21 protein-coding genes are annotated in these 15,153 nt (G+C 70.2%); 10 read left to right on the top strand and 11 right to left on the bottom strand.

From position 1 onward, the window contains the following. Positions 1-373: hypothetical protein (locus VKG64_05840; GenBank protein HKB24560.1), on the top strand; the 373-nt coding region annotated here is incomplete at its 5' end. 280 nt (positions 374-653) lie between these two features. On the opposite strand, the gene VKG64_05845 is transcribed toward VKG64_05840, so the two are convergent. Continuing rightward, complete coding sequence (locus tag VKG64_05845) at positions 654-1,883, bottom strand: FAD-binding oxidoreductase (GenBank protein HKB24561.1); 1,230 nt, start codon at positions 1,881-1,883, stop codon at positions 654-656. 41 nt (positions 1,884-1,924) lie between these two features. Between VKG64_05845 and VKG64_05850 the strand changes: the two genes are divergently transcribed. Next, positions 1,925-2,557 (top strand): hypothetical protein, encoded by a 633-nt coding sequence (locus VKG64_05850; GenBank protein ID HKB24562.1) that lies wholly within the window; start codon positions 1,925-1,927, stop codon positions 2,555-2,557. 285 nt (positions 2,558-2,842) lie between these two features. Here the strand turns inward: VKG64_05850 and VKG64_05855 are convergent, their stop codons facing one another. Both VKG64_05855 and VKG64_05860 read right to left on the bottom strand, forming a co-directional pair. Further along, positions 2,843-3,082 (bottom strand): carboxymuconolactone decarboxylase family protein, encoded by a 240-nt coding sequence (locus tag VKG64_05855; GenBank protein HKB24563.1) that lies wholly within the window; start codon positions 3,080-3,082, stop codon positions 2,843-2,845. Between the two features lie 66 nt (positions 3,083-3,148). Beyond that, positions 3,149-4,063, bottom strand: a complete 915-nt coding sequence (locus VKG64_05860) for a DMT family transporter (GenBank protein ID HKB24564.1) — start codon at positions 4,061-4,063, stop codon at positions 3,149-3,151. A 52-nt stretch (positions 4,064-4,115) separates the two neighbouring features. On the opposite strand from VKG64_05860, the gene VKG64_05865 reads away from it, so the two are divergent. Together VKG64_05865 and VKG64_05870 are read left to right on the top strand one after the other, a co-directional pair. Then, positions 4,116-4,352, top strand: coding sequence for a type II toxin-antitoxin system prevent-host-death family antitoxin (locus VKG64_05865; GenBank protein ID HKB24565.1), 237 nt, complete (start codon positions 4,116-4,118; stop codon positions 4,350-4,352). A gap of 52 nt (positions 4,353-4,404) precedes the next feature. Next, on the top strand, positions 4,405-4,839 hold the full coding sequence (locus VKG64_05870) for a type II toxin-antitoxin system VapC family toxin (protein HKB24566.1): 435 nt from the start codon (positions 4,405-4,407) through the stop codon (positions 4,837-4,839). 1 nt (position 4,840) lies between these two features. Here the strand turns inward: VKG64_05870 and VKG64_05875 are convergent, their stop codons facing one another. The 4 genes from VKG64_05875 to VKG64_05890 form a co-directional block, all read right to left on the bottom strand. Next, positions 4,841-5,722, bottom strand: coding sequence for an LLM class flavin-dependent oxidoreductase (locus VKG64_05875; protein HKB24567.1), 882 nt, complete (start codon positions 5,720-5,722; stop codon positions 4,841-4,843). A 27-nt stretch (positions 5,723-5,749) separates the two neighbouring features. Then, positions 5,750-6,130, bottom strand: coding sequence for a type II toxin-antitoxin system VapC family toxin (locus VKG64_05880; GenBank protein HKB24568.1), 381 nt, complete (start codon positions 6,128-6,130; stop codon positions 5,750-5,752). Then, positions 6,117-6,383: an AbrB/MazE/SpoVT family DNA-binding domain-containing protein gene (locus VKG64_05885; GenBank protein ID HKB24569.1), complete on the bottom strand. Its 267-nt coding sequence runs from the start codon at positions 6,381-6,383 to the stop codon at positions 6,117-6,119. The genes VKG64_05880 and VKG64_05885 overlap by 14 nt, the downstream gene beginning before the upstream one ends. Before the next feature lie 88 nt (positions 6,384-6,471). Then, entirely contained in the window at positions 6,472-7,326 is an 855-nt protein-coding gene (locus tag VKG64_05890; protein HKB24570.1) for an N-formylglutamate amidohydrolase, read from the bottom strand. A 92-nt stretch (positions 7,327-7,418) separates the two neighbouring features. Here VKG64_05890 and VKG64_05895 point away from each other — a divergent pair, with 92 nt between their 5' ends. The 4 genes from VKG64_05895 to VKG64_05910 all read left to right on the top strand — a co-directional run bounded on the left by VKG64_05895 (position 7,419) and on the right by VKG64_05910 (position 9,456). Then, positions 7,419-7,997 (top strand): Uma2 family endonuclease, encoded by a 579-nt coding sequence (locus VKG64_05895; protein HKB24571.1) that lies wholly within the window; start codon positions 7,419-7,421, stop codon positions 7,995-7,997. 79 nt (positions 7,998-8,076) lie between these two features. Beyond that, positions 8,077-8,358: a type II toxin-antitoxin system prevent-host-death family antitoxin gene (locus VKG64_05900; GenBank protein ID HKB24572.1), complete on the top strand. Its 282-nt coding sequence runs from the start codon at positions 8,077-8,079 to the stop codon at positions 8,356-8,358. A 5-nt stretch (positions 8,359-8,363) separates the two neighbouring features. Beyond that, complete coding sequence (locus VKG64_05905; GenBank protein ID HKB24573.1) at positions 8,364-8,816, top strand: type II toxin-antitoxin system VapC family toxin; 453 nt, start codon at positions 8,364-8,366, stop codon at positions 8,814-8,816. A 58-nt stretch (positions 8,817-8,874) separates the two neighbouring features. Further along, positions 8,875-9,456, top strand: a complete 582-nt coding sequence (locus VKG64_05910; protein ID HKB24574.1) for a Uma2 family endonuclease — start codon at positions 8,875-8,877, stop codon at positions 9,454-9,456. A 3-nt stretch (positions 9,457-9,459) separates the two neighbouring features. On the opposite strand, the gene VKG64_05915 is transcribed toward VKG64_05910, so the two are convergent. The 3 genes from VKG64_05915 to VKG64_05925 all read right to left on the bottom strand — a co-directional run bounded on the left by VKG64_05915 (position 9,460) and on the right by VKG64_05925 (position 10,762). Next, positions 9,460-9,735 carry a BrnA antitoxin family protein gene (locus VKG64_05915; GenBank protein ID HKB24575.1) on the bottom strand — a complete coding sequence of 92 codons (276 nt, stop codon included), beginning with the start codon at positions 9,733-9,735 and terminating at the stop codon, positions 9,460-9,462. Then, the gene (locus VKG64_05920; protein ID HKB24576.1) at positions 9,732-9,947 is read right to left on the bottom strand and encodes a BrnT family toxin; all 216 of its coding nucleotides are present in this window, start codon (positions 9,945-9,947) and stop codon (positions 9,732-9,734) included. Before VKG64_05920 ends, VKG64_05915 begins: the two co-directional genes overlap by 4 nt. Positions 9,948-10,021: 74 nt before the next feature. Further along, complete coding sequence (locus VKG64_05925; GenBank protein ID HKB24577.1) at positions 10,022-10,762, bottom strand: peroxiredoxin; 741 nt, start codon at positions 10,760-10,762, stop codon at positions 10,022-10,024. A 65-nt stretch (positions 10,763-10,827) separates the two neighbouring features. Between VKG64_05925 and VKG64_05930 the strand changes: the two genes are divergently transcribed. Beyond that, a complete protein-coding gene (locus VKG64_05930; protein ID HKB24578.1) occupies positions 10,828-11,733 on the top strand; it encodes a 5'-3' exonuclease H3TH domain-containing protein in 906 nt (301 codons plus the stop codon). Here the strand turns inward: VKG64_05930 and VKG64_05935 are convergent. Then, positions 11,720-13,264, bottom strand: coding sequence for an ABC transporter substrate-binding protein (locus tag VKG64_05935; GenBank protein HKB24579.1), 1,545 nt, complete (start codon positions 13,262-13,264; stop codon positions 11,720-11,722). The genes VKG64_05930 and VKG64_05935 overlap by 14 nt on opposite strands. 65 nt (positions 13,265-13,329) lie before the next feature. Here VKG64_05935 and VKG64_05940 point away from each other — a divergent pair. Then, positions 13,330-15,153: DNA topoisomerase VI subunit B (locus VKG64_05940; protein HKB24580.1), on the top strand; the 1,824-nt coding region annotated here is incomplete at its 3' end.

Below are 15,153 nucleotides of genomic sequence, written 5' to 3' on the forward strand. Positions count from 1 at the left end.
CGCGTGGCGGAAGCGCCTGGGCGTCGCCCGCCGCGACTTCGGCATCGGCATGACCAGCCCCGAGGTCACGGAGGTGACGCGGCAGATCGATCTCGGCGCGCTCCGCGAGTACCGCGACACGGTGGGGCTCCGCACGCGCGACGTCGTCTCGGGCTTCAAGCCCCAGGACTGGGAAGGTCAGGTGGCGGCTGAGGCCGTCGAACGCGCCGCCGCCGAGGGGGCGTTCGGCGCGCGGAAAGAGATGCTGGTGAAGGCTTTTCCCGGCCGGCCGCGCTCACTGGTGCTGAGCAACATCGCCCTGTTTCATTCCGCGGGGCACATGGGCGAGGCGGCGACCGTTCGCGCCGCCGGAGGCTTCGGCACCGGCGTCTGAGATATATCCGGCGCCTGGCCCGGAGTGAGTGCCGGTCGCGGCGGCGGGGTTACTCGCCGCGAATCTCGCGAAGCCGCCGCCTCAACGCCGTCATCCGGTCGTTCATCTTCTCCGAGAGGGTGGAGGCCCGGGTCCGCTTCCTCTGTCCTGTCTGGGGCGTCACGGTCGGGGTGGTGGAGTGGCAGTACGCGCAGCCGCGTCTCAAGCCGTGTTTGCACTCGCTCGTCGATGGTCTGTCCATGGCGCCATTCTAAACCCGCTTCGGCACCGGCGTCTGAGGTTACGTCTCGGCGCCCGCCCGGTAGTGGGTCGCGTAGGCCTGCCGGCATCGCTCGCGCAGCTCGGTCTCCTCGGGGTCGCGTCCGGCGAAGCGCGCGGTGGAGATCTCGGAGAGGTCGAGCGCCGGCGCCCCGTCGAGGATCCACTCGGCGATCGCCTCGCCGAGCGCCGGAGAGATGCTGAGGCCGCCGACGCAGCAGCCGCTCATCACCCACGCGCCGGCCACGCCGGGGAGCGGCCCCACGAGGTAGCGGTCGTCCGTCGTGAGCGTCGGCAGCCCGCCGCGGTGCTCAGCGACGCGGATCGTGGGGTCCTGGAAGATCGGGAACTGCTCGCTCACGCTCTTCGCGAGTCGCCACAGCACCTGGATGTCGAGCGGCAGCTCGGCCATGTCGAACGACGGCGGCAGCGCGGCCGCGTCGAGCTGCACGGGATCGGGCTCGTACCCGCCCAGCATCAGCCCGCCGCGCTCGTGGCGCACGTAGACGTTGGCGTCGATCACGCGGGCGATCGGGAATTCGGGGCTGACGCCTCGAATAGGCTCGGTGATCAGGAGCTGGTGGCGCGTCGGCACGACGGGCAGCGACCCGCCGAGCCCCGCGGCGACGAGCCGCGCCCACGCGCCCGCGGCGTCCACCACGACGCGCGTCGCGATCGTGCCGCGGAGCGTGCGCACGCCCTCCACGCCCCGTGGCCCGATCTCGAAGCCCGTGGCCGGCGTGTGCGGGAGCAGCACGGCCCCAAGCTTTTCCGCCGCGCGGCAGTAGCCGAGCGGCAGCTCGGACGGCTCCACGTTGCAGTCCGTCGGGCTCCACGTCACGGCGACAATGCCGCGCTCGCCGAGGATCGGCAGCCGCCGCCGCGCCTCGGCGACGGAGACGAAGTCGATAGGGACGCCGGCCGCGCCGCCCCGCGCCACCTCGCGCGCCAGCTGCTCGGCGTCGCGTTCGATGCGCGCGATCTTCAGCGCGCCGCTCTGGGTGAAGCGGAGCGGCTGGCCGGTCTCGCCGGTGAACGCCGCGAGCTTCGCCACCGCGCGCTGCGCGAGCCGCGTGAGCGCCGGAGTCGCGCGGACCTGGCTGCTGAGCCCGGCCGCGCGCGGCGAGGTCTGCGAGGCGAGGCCGGCGCGCTCGAGCACCGTCACGCGGACGCCGCGCCGCGCCAGATGGTACGCGGCGCTCGCGCCGAAGGCGCCGGAGCCGACGACGACGACGTCCGCCGAGGCGATCATATGGCGCGCATGATACAGTCCGCGGGGACAGGAGGGAACGCATGGGCGCTCACGCGCTGTACCTGGTGCGGATGGACGTGGCCCACGACCACGAGGCCACCTTCAACGAGGTGTACGACCGAGAGCACGTCCCCAACCTCCGGGCCGTGCCCGGGGCGCGCCGGGCCAGCCGCTACCGGCAGCCCGCGCCGACCGAGCCGCGCTACCTCGCCGCCTACGAGCTGGACGGGCCGGCGGTCATCGACAGCGCGGCGTGGAAGGCGGCCGGCGAGGCGGGACGGTGGGCCACCGCGGTGCGCCCGCACACGATGAATCGTCATCGGGCCATGTACGAGTGGGTGGGCGGGAGCGCGGCGCTCACCGGGAAGACCCCGTACGTCTTCTGGGTGATGATGGACGTCGAGCCCCACCGCGAGGCCCTCTTCAACGAGCTCTACGACACGGAGCACCTGCCGCTGCTGCTGAAGCTCACCGGATGCGTCAACGCCGTGCGCTACCGGACGGCGGCCGCCGGGGAGCCGCGTTATCTTTGCGCGTACGAGGTCGAGCGCACCGACCTGCCGATGTCGAAGCTCTGGAACGACACGTCGGACGTCGGGCGCTGGAAGCCGGAGGTGCGGCCGTACACCTCCAACAAGCGCTTCATCGTCGGCGAGCGGATCCTCTCGGCCTGAGGCGCGCTACGCCGGATCGAGCCCCACGATCGCGTTGAACCGGCCGAAGCCGATGTAGAGCGTCGTGTGCGCCACCAGCTCGATGATCTCGGCCTCCGAGAAGTGGGCGCGCACCTCGGACCAGAGCGCGTCGTCGACCTTGTGGTGGTCGACGGCGAGCTTCTCGGCGAACCGGATGGCGGCCCGCTCGCGCGGGCTCAGGAGGTCCGAGCTCTCGTCGTCGATCGCCGCGATCTTCGCCTCGGTCGCCCCCGCATGCCGGGCCCCGGCATAACGCAGGGTGAGTCAGTAGCGACAGTCGTTGAGAGCGGCGATCTTCAGCCGCACCAGCTCGCGGAGCACGGGGTCGATCGTGCCCTCGCGGGCGAGCGCCGCGCGGAAGGCGGTGAGCGCCTTGAGCACGCCCGGGTTCTTCGCGTAGGTCCGCGGGCTCGCCGAGGTGCCGGTCTGGCGCTCGGCCTCCTCGCAGAGGTGCCGGATCTCGTCGTCAACCTGGTGGATGCGCAGCGGCTCGATCCTCGCCATCGTCGCCTCCTCGTTGGGGTGTGGCCATGGTACTCCAGTGCCCGTGCGAATGGCGCGCGCTGAACGTCACGGGCCTGTGGCCGGTGGCCGCCGCGGCGTGACGAGGTCGACGAGGGTGTTCGCGAGGAGTGCCGCCAGGATCAGGGCGCCGCCCGCCAGCGACGCCGCGCCGGGGCGCTCGCTCAGCACGAGCCAGACCCACAGCGGCCCCAGCACGGTCTCCAGCATGCCGATCAGCGAGCTCTGCGCGGCGGGAATCAAGCGCGCGCCGGCCATGAAGAGCAGGAAGCCCGCGCCGAATTGCCCCACGCCGAAGAACGCGAGGAGCGCCAGGTCGCGCGGCGCGGTTCGGAGCGGATCGGCCAGCGGCAGCGCCACCAGCGCCGTGAGCGCCGTCGCCAGCGCCGCCGCCGGCGCCATCTGGATCTCGGGGTGCCGGCGGATGAGGACAGTGGCGGTCGCGAAGCTCGTCGCCATGACGATCGCGAGCAGGTCGCCGACCAGCGCGCCGCGACCGTAGGAATCGGACACCATGACGACCGCGCCCGCGAGCGCGACCCCCATCGTCAGCCACGTGCGCAGCGCGACGCGCTCGCCGAGGAGCATCCAGCCCAGGAGTCCGGCCACGTAGGGTCCCGTGGACATGAGGATCAGCGTGTTGGCCACCGACGTGTGCGCCAGCGAAAAGATGAAGCACGTCGAGGCGAGCGCCATGCACACGGCCACGACCAGGACCGGGCGCCCCCCGCCGCGCCATTGCGCGAAGATCCCGCGGCCCCGGACCACCCACAGCACCAGACTCAGGAAGAGCGAGGCGAAGACGCTGCGCCACAGGCTGGTCGTCCAGGGGCTGGTGGTGACGAGGCGAGCGATGAGCCCGCCGCTGCTCCAGCAGACCGCGGCGCAGGCCACCAGCAGGACGCCGCGCCGCCTGGAGGGCGTCGCCGGATCCCGCCGTGTCGCGACCGAGTCAGGAGCCACTGGCGTACCGTCGTCGCTTGACCGAATGTGCTACATGTAGCATACTCAGGTTATGCGAACCGCCGGCGTCCGCGAAGCCCGTCAGAACCTGTCGGTACTGCTCGACGAGGTCAAAAAGGGCCGTGAGGTCGTGATCACGGAGCACGGACGGCCCGTGGCGAAGCTCGTGCCGCTCGACCGGCCGCGCGGCAAAGGCGTTCCCAACTTCGCTGCACTCCGCCGCCGGATGCCAGTCTTCGATCCTCCGCTCTCCACGACGCTCGACGAGGACCGCGAGGATCGCCTCTAGAACAGGCACTCCGGCGCGGCTTCGCGAGCAACACGCCGCATACGGGGCCGCGCTGCCCGGCCCGCTCTACTGCGACACGAGCGCGCTGCTCAAGCTCTACCTCGCCGAGCCCGGGAGCGCCGAATTCACCCGCGCCATCGAGGGACGGGACGACCTCGTCGTAGCCGATCTCGCCGTCACCGAGGTCGCCTCGGCGTTGTCACGAGGCGTGCGTCAGGGCGCCCTCACGCCGGAGGCCGCGCGTCGCGTGCAGCGCACGATCATCGAAAGCCTCGACGGGTCGCCGTACCAGCGCGTCGAGCTGACCCGCGAGCTTCACCGTCGTGCGGAGCACCTCCTCCTCACGTTGACGACCACGCCGCTCCGCGCGGCCGACGCGCTTCACCTGGCGTTGGCCCTCGCGGCCCGGGCGGCCTCGATGGCGGTGTTCGACGTGCGACTCGCCGCCGGGGCGCGGGCCGTCGGCCTTGCCGTGTACACGGGGTGAGTCAGGTCTGGAGGTCACCCACCGCCGCCGACAGGGCCTCGAGCTCGGCGCGCCAGGACGCGGGCGCCGTCACCGGACGCACGACGAACTTGGAGAAGCCGACGGCGATGAAGCGCTCGATGAGCTTCCGCAGCGCGGGCAACCCGACCGGCGTCAGCTCGACCGATCGCGGACGCCGGGCGATCATCATGCGCGCGGTCGCCGGGTCGAGGGGCGCGCCGGCGTAGCCGATGCTCACGCCGAAGTGCTCGCTGCTGATCGAGCGCCCGGCCCGGGCCGCGGCGTCTTCGATCACGACGCGTCCCGCCGCCGCCTCCTCCGGCGTGCACAGCGAGGGCAGCCACCCGTCCGACAACCGGCCGCAGCGTTCGAGGGCGGCGGGCACCGTGCCGCCGAGCCAGACCTCGAGCGGCTGCTGCACCGGTAGAGGCGAGAGCTTGACGTCGCGGAAGCTCCCGGCTGCGCCCTCGTGGCTCACCGTCTCGCCCGCCCACAGGCGCCGCAACAGCGGAAGCGCCTCGTCGATGACGGCACCGCGGCGCTTGGGCTCGACGCCGATCGCATCGCGCTCCGGCGCGTAGGTGAGCCCGGGGACCAGCGTCACCAGCAGGCGCCCCTGGCAGAGCACGTCCAGGCTCGCGAGCTGCTTGGCGAGCCGCACGACGTTGCGCCCCGGCAAGAGCATCGTGGTCCCGAGCTTCACGCGCGGATTGCTCGCGGCCGCCCAGGCGAGGCCCACCACGGGATCGAGCACGGGGCCGGTCAGCACCTCCGAGAGCCACAGCGAGTCGAACCCCAGCTGATCCAGACCCGTGACGAGCTCGGCCAGCGCGTCCGGCGTAGAGGAAGCGCCTCCGGCCCCGACTCCGATGCGGATTTTCATGTCAAATCCTCGCGCTTCACGACTGAGTTAGATCTTCTGCGCCCCGTCGAGCCTTGCGAACTTCCGGTCGAACGTGCCGACGGGCAGGTGCCCGGCCTTGCGAGCGATCTCGAGGACCAGGCAGTCGGAAAAGTCCACCCGCGGGTGTCGCCGGTAGCGCTCCAGCGCTGCGGTGACGACGTCGGCGTCCTGAATCGTCACGTGCTGGTGGTTGAGAAGCATCTCGACCGCGGTGGCAATTGCAGGCGGAGCGAGGTCGTAAACTGCGCTCAGAACCCAGGTCGTCTCGGCGAGCACGAGGTGACCGACCCATCCGCCGGATTCGACGAAGGAGTCGGCGGCCGCCGCTTGCCTGGCATCGTCGCGCGTGATCAGGCGGACGAGGACATTGGTGTCAACGGCGCGCATGCTGCTTCCGCGCGTGGCGCCGGATTCCCTCCTTGAGCTGCTCGAGCGTCTTCGGCTTTGGGGCGCGCTTCGGGAAGAGTGCCCGATGGATGTCGTCGGAAGAGTAGCGCCCCGCCCGGCGGACTACGATGGCGCCGCCGTCGTCGTCCCACTCCAGGAGGGCTCCCGGGCCTACGCCAAGGCGCCGACGGACCGCGGCCGGGACGGACACCTGGCCCTGCGCGGTGAGCTTCGAGTGGGCGATCGGTGACATACACGTCTATTACCACGGTAATGCACCGGGATCAACGCCGCAGTTCAGAGACAGCCCGAGACGATCGCCGAGGCGCCTCGGCTCGTCGCTACGACTCGTGCACGGCCGCGAGGACCGGCGGCAGGGCCGCCAGCACCTCGCGGAGGCACTGGCGAATCCGGGCGATGTTCGCTTCCGCCTTCTCGGGGATTTCCCCTCGTCTCACCTGGGCGATGAACTCCTCGCCCGTGGTCGTCATCAGCAAGGACGCATTGATCTCCAGCTGGAGCGCGTGGACGCGCCGGGTCCGGGGTTGACCATACGTGGCCACGATGTTGCCCCCGGTGTAGCCGCTGACGTTCTGGTGCGCCTCGAAGCCGTGACGGGTGAAGATCGCGGCCGCGGTCGCCGCGAGCGCCGGGGCGCACGTCGCATCGTGGCGCGTGCCGATGATCACCTGGTGGTCCTTCATCCGCCGCGGGCTCCCGGTGTGACCGTCGAGGAGCAGCGCGTGCCCGTAGGCCTGGCGCAGCTCGGCGAGCAGGAGCTCCAGGGCCGCGTAGTAGGGGTCGTAGAGCGTCCGCAAGCGCTCCTCGAGGTCGCCGAGCCCGAGCGGACGCGCGAAGATCGGCGCGTCGCGCATGGTGTGGGTGCGCACTACGCCGCGCCGGGAGCGCACCTCGCCGTCCTTGTGCTCGAAGTCGTCGCGGCGGCGATTGACGTCCACGAACATGCGCGAGAACGGTGTCGCCAGGACCGTGGCCCCATCCTTATATAAGTCGGCGTAGAGATCGCCGGCGAAGGTATCGGCAAACCCGTACGCGAAGGTCTCGAACGATGGCTCGCAGTAGTCGTCACGGGTGATGTGGGGCAGGGGCTCCGTGCCGTAGTGGGGCACGCTCACCAGCACCGGCGTGCGCGCCCCCGGCGCTGGGTGCCTGACGATCGGGAATGAGCGCTCCATGGGCGATGTCCACCCAAGCCTAGCATCGTGGCCTCTCGTGTATCCATCGAGATACGTTGACGCGCCCGTGGGCCGCCGATACGATGCGCGCGATGGCGAGCTACGAGGCCAGGGCCCGACGCTTCAGCCGAGCCGAGTACGAGAGGATCATCGACCTCGGCGTGTTCCAGCCGGGCGAGGCCATCGAGCTGATCGGCGGTGAGCTCATGGTCGCCGAACCCCAAAGCGCGCCGCACTACACGGCGATCCAGAAGACCGCGAAAGCGCTGGAGGCCGCGTTCGGGCCGGGGTGGACCGTTCGCTCGCAAGGGCCCATCGGACTCGACGACGACTCCGAGCCCGAGCCCGACGTCGCGGTCGTCCAGGGGAGTCTAGAGGACTATGGCCGCGCGCATCCCTCGCGTCCGGCCCTCACCGTCGAGGTGGCCGAGTCGAGCCTCGCCGTCGATCGCCAGCACAAGGGCAGCCTCTACGCGCGGGCCGGCCTGCCGGACTATTGGATCCTCAACCTGGTGGACCGCGTCCTCGAGGTGTACCGCGAGCCGGCCCCCGACGCCGCGGCGCCGTTCGGCTGGCGCTACGCCCGCCGCGAGGTGCTCGACGCCTCCGCGCGCGTCACGCCTCTGGCGACACCGGGATGGAGCATCCTCGTCGCGTATCTGCTCCCGTGACCGGCTGACCCGCCTGTCGCCGGCGGCGGGGTAGACGTGACCGCAGCTAGTGGCTACAATGGCTACATGGAGGTCGGCCATGGCGACGGTCGGAGTTCGTGACCTCAAGAATCGGCTGACGCACTACCTGGGACGCGCGAAGCGAGGCGAAGAGGTCGTCGTCACCGAGCGCGGCAGGCCGGTGGCCATCCTCGCGTCCATCGGGTCCATCGAGAAGCCGCAGTCGCTCCAGGCGCAGCTCGCCAAGCTGGCGGCCAGCGGCCTCGTGATCTTGCCGACCGCCAAGCGCCTCACACGTGTCCGCCGGGTCCGCGTCTCGGGGCAGCCGGTCTCTCGCACGATCCTCGAGGATCGACGCTGACGTACCTGGACACCAGTGCGCTGATCAAGCGGTTCGTCGCGGAACGCGGGTCCGCGTCCGTGGCGCGCTTGACGCGGCCCGACGCGCCCGTCGGCACGGCCACGATCGCCTATGCAGAAACGTACTCGGGACTGGCCCGCCGGCATCGCGACGGCCACCTGTCCGCGACCGACTACGCGAACGCGTGCGAGCAATTCGAACGAGACTGGTCCGGGTATCTGCGGATCCGTCTCGACGAAGACGTGCTCGGCGCTGCCCGTCTCGTCATCCAGCGCCACGCCCTTCGTGGGTTCGACGGGATCCACCTGGCCTCGGCGCTGACACTGCAGAACCGGTGGGATGAGACGGTGATCGTCGTCGCGGCGGACCAGCGACTGCTTCGAGCCGCCGCTGCCGAAGGGCTCGCGACGCTCGACGTCGAGACAGGAGCGGCGACACGGCGAGGGCGCCGCCGCTGACTGCCGTATCCATTCAGGAGCGTTGCCGCCGTTCGAGCATGCGCGTAGGCTCCACCCCATGAAGCAAGCGGAGCGGCCCGTGGTGCGTCGCTGGACCCGCCGCGAGTACGCGCGGCTGATCGACCACGGCTTCCTCGACGAGGACGACCCGATCGAGCTGCTCGACGGGTTGCTGCTCGTGAAGGAGCCGCAGGCGAGCCCGCACCGGACGGCGGTGCTGCTCGCGGCGAAGGCGGTGGAGCGGGCGTTCGGCGAGGGCTGGTTCGTCCAGACGCAGAGCCCGATCACCCTCGACGACCGGTCCGAGCCGGAGCCGGACGTCTGCGTCGTCCGTGGCTCGCCGCGTGATTACGTCGATGCGCATCCGACGCGCCCGGCGCTCGTCGTCGAGGTCGCTCACTCGGGCTCGCGCCTCGCCCGAGGGCGGAAGGCCGCGGCCTATGCGCGCGCGCGGATCGTGGATTACTGGATCGTCAACCTCGTCGATCGCGTGCTCGAAGTCCACCGCGAGCCGGCGAGACCAGGTCCGGCTCGGCGGCACTGGGGCTACGCGGCGATCGAGACGCTCGGCGCCGACGCCACGGTCACCCCGCTCGCCGCGCCCTCCGCCGGCATCCGCGTCGCCGATCTCCTGCCGTAGGCCTCATGGACTGGCCTTCCGTCGGACCCCGTACCGGGGTAACTCCTCACGCAACACACGACGCAGGGTACCTTCGAGATTCTGTTCGGTCGACTGCGCGACGCTGCGCAAAGCTTGGTTGATGAGGGCCTGATAGCTCCCCCCTCCGGCCTTGTGAACCTGATCCCTAAACCACTGAAGGACGTCGTCGTCGATCCTGATGGTGATTCGCGTCTTGCCGGACGGGGTGCGAAGAACGGCACCGCGACGACCGTACCTAAAATCGTACTGCTTCTTCATCGCGGACGGTCGTCGCGGCACGTGTATGCGACCACGAGAATCCGGCCAAGCGCGTCCATCCCGAGCGTGACGAACCGATCCTCGTCGTCCGAAGTCTCATCGGAAATGGTGATCGCCTGCTCATCGTGAAGCGCGGTTCCGGCGTCCGCGAAGTCGACGCCGTGCTTGCGCAGATTGTCGATTGCCTTCTGGGGATCCCATTCGAGCTCCACAGTCGAGCATATGCACGATCGTGCATATCGTCAAGTCGCTCGATGCGGCCCGGGCAGGGAATTGCCGGCGAGGTCTAGAGCGCGCGCACGGCGCGAAGGACGTCGTCCGGGTCGGGTCGCACCTGGAAGTTCCGGCTGACCGAGAACCAGCGCACGATCCCGTCGCGATCCAGCACGACCGTCGCCGGGCGCGGCACGTCCTGCCCGTCCGGCCCCGCGCCCGCGTGCACCAAGCCATAGCGCCGCGCCACGGCGAGGTCGCGGTCGGCGAGGAACCGGAAGCCGAGGCGCAGGCCCTCGGCGACCTTCTGGCTCCGCTCGTTGGGATCGGGTGAGATGGCGACGATCTCCACACCGGCCTTTTCGGCCTCCGACAGCTCCGCTCCAAGCCCTTGGAGCTCCGCCATGCAGAACGGTCACCAGTAGCCGCGGTAGAAGACGAGCACGACCGGCTTCTTGCCACGGTAATCCTCGAGCGAGACCGGCCGGCCGGCGGCATCGGGCAGCGTGAAGGCGGGCGGTCGCTCGCCAACCCGCAGCGCGGTCGGAGCGTCCGGCACGCGCGCAATGACGAAGTCGAACCAGGCGCCGCCGACGAGCAAGAGACTCGAGAGCCCGAGCGCCAGCCACGCGGGCCACCGGCGCACCCGCGCGCGGGCCACGGCCAGCGCCGCCAGGGCCGTCGCCAGCGCGAAAGCGATCACGTAGCCCTCGGGGTGGTTGCGGATGATCGGGACGCGGATCAGGAGCACGTAGGCCGTGACCGGGCCGATGGCGACGACGACGCTGAGCGCGGCGAGCCGTCCCGAAGTCATCACGTGACGATTCTCCCACAGGCGCTCGCTTCCTTCGAGGGCCGCCCTGCCGTATCGTTCCGGTCGTGGTCGTCCATCTCGTCGACGGGACGTTCGAGCTGTTCCGCCACTTCCTCTCGCCGGCGGCGGTCTTCGACCGGAGCGCGCCGGAGGAGCTGAGGGCGGTGCGCGGCGTCGTCGTGTCCATTCTGAGCATGCTCGAAGGCGGCGCCACGCATCTGGGCGTGGCGACCGATCACGTCGTCGAATCGTTTCGCAACGCGCTCTGGCCCGGCTACAAGACGGGCGAGGGGATCGATCCGCTGCTCTATGCCCAGTTCCAGCCGCTGGAGGACGCGCTGGAGGCACTCGGCGTGGTCGTCTGGCCCATGGTCGAGTTCGAGGCCGACGACGCGCTAGCCGCGGCCGCGGTGATGGCTGTCGCTGATGAGCGCGTCGAGCAGGTCGTCGTGTGCACGCCGGACAAGGACCTCGCGCAGTGCGTGCGCGGTGACCGCATCGTCCAGCTCGATCGGCGCACCCGCGAGGTGCGTGACGAGTCGGGGGTGCGGCGGAAGTTCGGCGTCCTGCCCGCGTCGATCCCCGACTGGCTCGCGCTCGTCGGCGACAGCGCTGACGGTTACCCCGGTCTGCCGGGCTGGGGCGAGAAGTCCGCGGCGACGGTGCTCGCCCGCTATGGGCACCTCGAGCACATTCCGAAGCTCGCCGCGGAGTGGGACGTGCCCGTGCGCGGATCGTTGCGGCTGGCCACGACGCTCACGGAGCAGTGGGAGCGGGCGCTGCTGTTCCGGACGCTGGCCACGCTGCGCGCTGACGCGCTCCTCGGCGCCGACGTGGACGCGCTCCAGTGGACCGGACCACGCGCCGACTTCGCGGCTTGGTCAGCGCGCCTCGGCTCGCCGGCGCTCCACGAGCGCGCCTCGAAGCTCGCGGCGGCGCGCGCCGCGCGACGCCCGTCTACTTCCCCTTGAGCTTCAAGTCCTCGTACGGCGCCGACCACGGATAGTCAGCGATGAGGCCGAACCCCGATTCCGCCACGCGCGGACCCACGCCCTGCAGGAGGGCGAGCTGCCAGATCGGGAGGACCATGGCCTTGTCGTGGATCAGCTGCTGGATGCGATGGAGAAGCGCCTCGCGCTTCTTCGGGTCGAGCTCACCCGCCTGCTCCTTGAAGAGCCCGTCGATGTCGGGGTACCCCCCGTAGGCGAAGCCGCCGCCCGAGATCACGAACGGCTCCAGCCGGGTGGCCGTGTTGCCGAAGATGCCGCTCAACCCGTGGATGATGTTCTTGAGCTTCTTCTCCTGATACGCCTTGATGAACCCCGCCCGCTCGAGCGGGCGGAGCCTCGTCTTGATGCCGACGGCCTGAAGGTCGTTGAGGATCGGCTCGGCGTACACGCAGGCCCCGGCATCGCACCAGAAGTCGCCGGCGTCGAAGCCCTTCGGGTACCCGGCTTCCGCGAGGAGCTGCCTGGCCCTGACCGGATCGTAGGGGCGCACCGGCGGCTGCCAGTAGAACTCGAAGCTGGTGGGGATGATGCTCCCGGTGATCTTCGAGAACCCGAGAGTCACGGCCTCGTTGATCGCCTGGCGGTTGACGGCGTGGTTCGCGGCGAGGCGCACGCGGCGGTCGTGCCACGGAGAGGCCGCGTCCCACTGGTCGGCGAAGACCAGCCAGTGGGTGGCCACGAACGGAGTCGGCCGCAGCGTGAGCCCGGGCGTGCGCCGCACCTCCTCGCCGAGCTCACCCGTGACCGCGTAGGCGATGTCCACCTCACCGCGCTTGAGCATGGCCAGTCGCGTGACCGCGTCCGGGACCGCCTTGAAGACGAGGCGCTTCACGCTCGGCGTCTTGCGCCAGTAGCTCTCGAAGGCTTCCAGCACGAGCTCGACCCCCGGCGTGAACGAGACGAGCTTGTAGGGGCCGGCCCCGACCGGCGCCTTCTTGAAGCCGTCTTCACCCACCTTCTCGACGTACTTCCTTGGGACGATCCAGGCCGCGCCCGTCGCCGGTGTGGCGTAGAACGCCATGAAGTCCGGCCACGGGTGCTTGAGCCGGAAGCGGACATGCCGGGGATCCGGCGTCTCGACCGCGGCGACCTTCTCCTTGAGCGCCTTCGCGGAGATGCCGCGGTACCGCTCGAACGAGAACTTGACGTCCTCGGCCGTGACGGGCTCGCCGTTGTGGAAGGTCGCTCCCTTGCGCAGCACGAACTCGTAGACGAGCCCGTCGCGCGACGAGCTCCACGACTCGGCCAGACTGGGCGTCCTGGCGCTCTCCGGCATCGGCTTCACCAGCGCGTCGTGGAGCGCGTAGAGCAGCATGAACGGCGTGATGAGGCCCGCCGTCTCGGCCGGCTCGAAGAGGGTCGGCGCCAGGCTGAAGTGAAGCGCCCAGGTCATCTGCCCCGCCGGCGCCTCGGCGGCGAGCGCGCCCGTGGAAGCGGCGGACATCAGGGCGAGCGCACCGGCCGCGATCAGTCGTGTGCGTCGGCTCGTCATGGTCGTCTCCTTGGCTACGACTATAAAGGAGGAACCGCGAGCACGGGTCTGGTATCAAAGAAGAGATGGCCACCGTGCTCGCCAAGTCGCCGACCGCCGCGCCGAAGGCCGCGGTATCCTCGACCGCCGGGCCGAAGCCCGCCGTCTCCGCCGCCGAGATGGGCGCCCGCCAGCGGGAGATCTCGGTCTCCGAATTCTTCACCAAGAACCGCCACCTGCTCGGCTTCGACAATCCACGAAAGGCGCTCCTCACCTGCGTCAAGGAAGCCGTGGACAACGCGCTCGACGCGTGCGAGGAGGCGGGGATCCTGCCCGACGTCGTCGTCACGGTGGAGGTCGCGCCGAGCAACGGGACGGCGCCGCCGCCCGCGAGCCAGGCGACGCGCTTCCGCGTCACCGTGACCGACAACGGCCCTGGCATCGTCCGCCAGCAGATTCCGCCGATCTTCGCCAAGCTCCTCTACGGCTCGAAGTTCCATCGCCTCCGCATGAGCCGCGGCCAGCAGGGGATCGGCATCTCCGCGGCCGGCATGTACGCCCAGCTCACGACCGGCAAGCCCGTGCAGATCATCTCGCGCACCGGCCCGCGGGCGGCGGCCCACTACTTCGAAGTCCAGATCGACACCAAGAAGAACGAGCCGAGGATCTTCGAGAGCAAGAAGATCGACTGGGAGCATCCGCGCGGCACGCGGGTGACGCTCGAGATCGATGGGCGTTATCAGAAGGGCCGCGCCTCGGTGGACGAGTACCTCGAGCAGGTGGCCATCGCCAACCCGCACGTGCAGCTCGTCTACGCGACGCCGGAAGGGGAGACCCGAGAGTACCCGCGGACGATCCACGAGCTGCCGCCCCAGCCGCGCGAGATCAAGCCGCACCCGTACGGGATCGAGTTCGGCATTCTCTTGCGAATGCTCCACGACACCAAGAGCCACTCCCTCTCGGGGTTTCTCGCCGCCGATTTCAGCCGGGTCTCGTCCGCTGTCGCCCAGGAGATCTGCAAGACGGCGAAGCTCTCGCCCAACGCGCGGCCGCGCAACATCCACGGCGACACCGCCGAGGCGCTCTACAAGGCGATCCAGGCGACCAAGATCATGGCGCCGCCGTCGAACTGCGTGTCACCGATCGGCGAGAAGGCGATCCTCCACGGCCTGTACAAGCAGATCAAGGGAGATTTCTACACGGCGGTGACCCGGCCGCCCGCGGTGTACCGCGGCAACCCGTTCATCATCGAGGCGGGGCTGGCCTACGGCAAGGGTCCGGACCAGGCGACGGCGACCCCGGACGCGCCAGCGGCGCCGCTCGCCGAGGGCGAGCAGCGGGAGGACGACAACGAGCTGGCCCGCGTCATCCGCTACGCCAACCGCGTGCCGCTGCTCTACCAGCAGTCGGCCTGCGCGACCTTCAAGGCCACGCTCGAGACCGCCTGGCGGAACTACGGCATCGCCCAGTCCAGGGGCGCGCTCCCGGCCGGCCCCATGGTGGTGTTCGTCCACATGGCCTCGGTCTGGGTGCCGTTCACCAGCGAGTCCAAGGAAGCGATCGCCGACTACGACGAGATCCGGAAGGAGATCAAGCTCGCGCTGCAGGAGTGCGGGCGCCGGCTCAGCGTGTTCCTGCGGCGGCGCGAGCGGGCCAAGAGCGAGTTCCGCCGGCGCAACATCTTCGAGCTGTACATCGAGGAGGTCGTCGAGGCCTGCGCCCGCCTGAAGGGCGGCAGGCTCGCCAAGGAGAAGCTCAAGACCCAGCTGCAGAAGATCGCCCTGAAGCGGACCGGCGGCGCCCGGACCGACGAGATCCTGGGCCACGACGGCGGCCCCGAAGGCCTCCCCCATTCGATCATCGTCACGCCCGAAGGGCCCGAAGGCGAGGCGCCGGTGCTGGCCGGCGCC

It is taken from the genome of Candidatus Methylomirabilota bacterium, assembly GCA_035260325.1.
Lineage (GTDB): Bacteria > Methylomirabilota > Methylomirabilia > Rokubacteriales > CSP1-6 > AR19.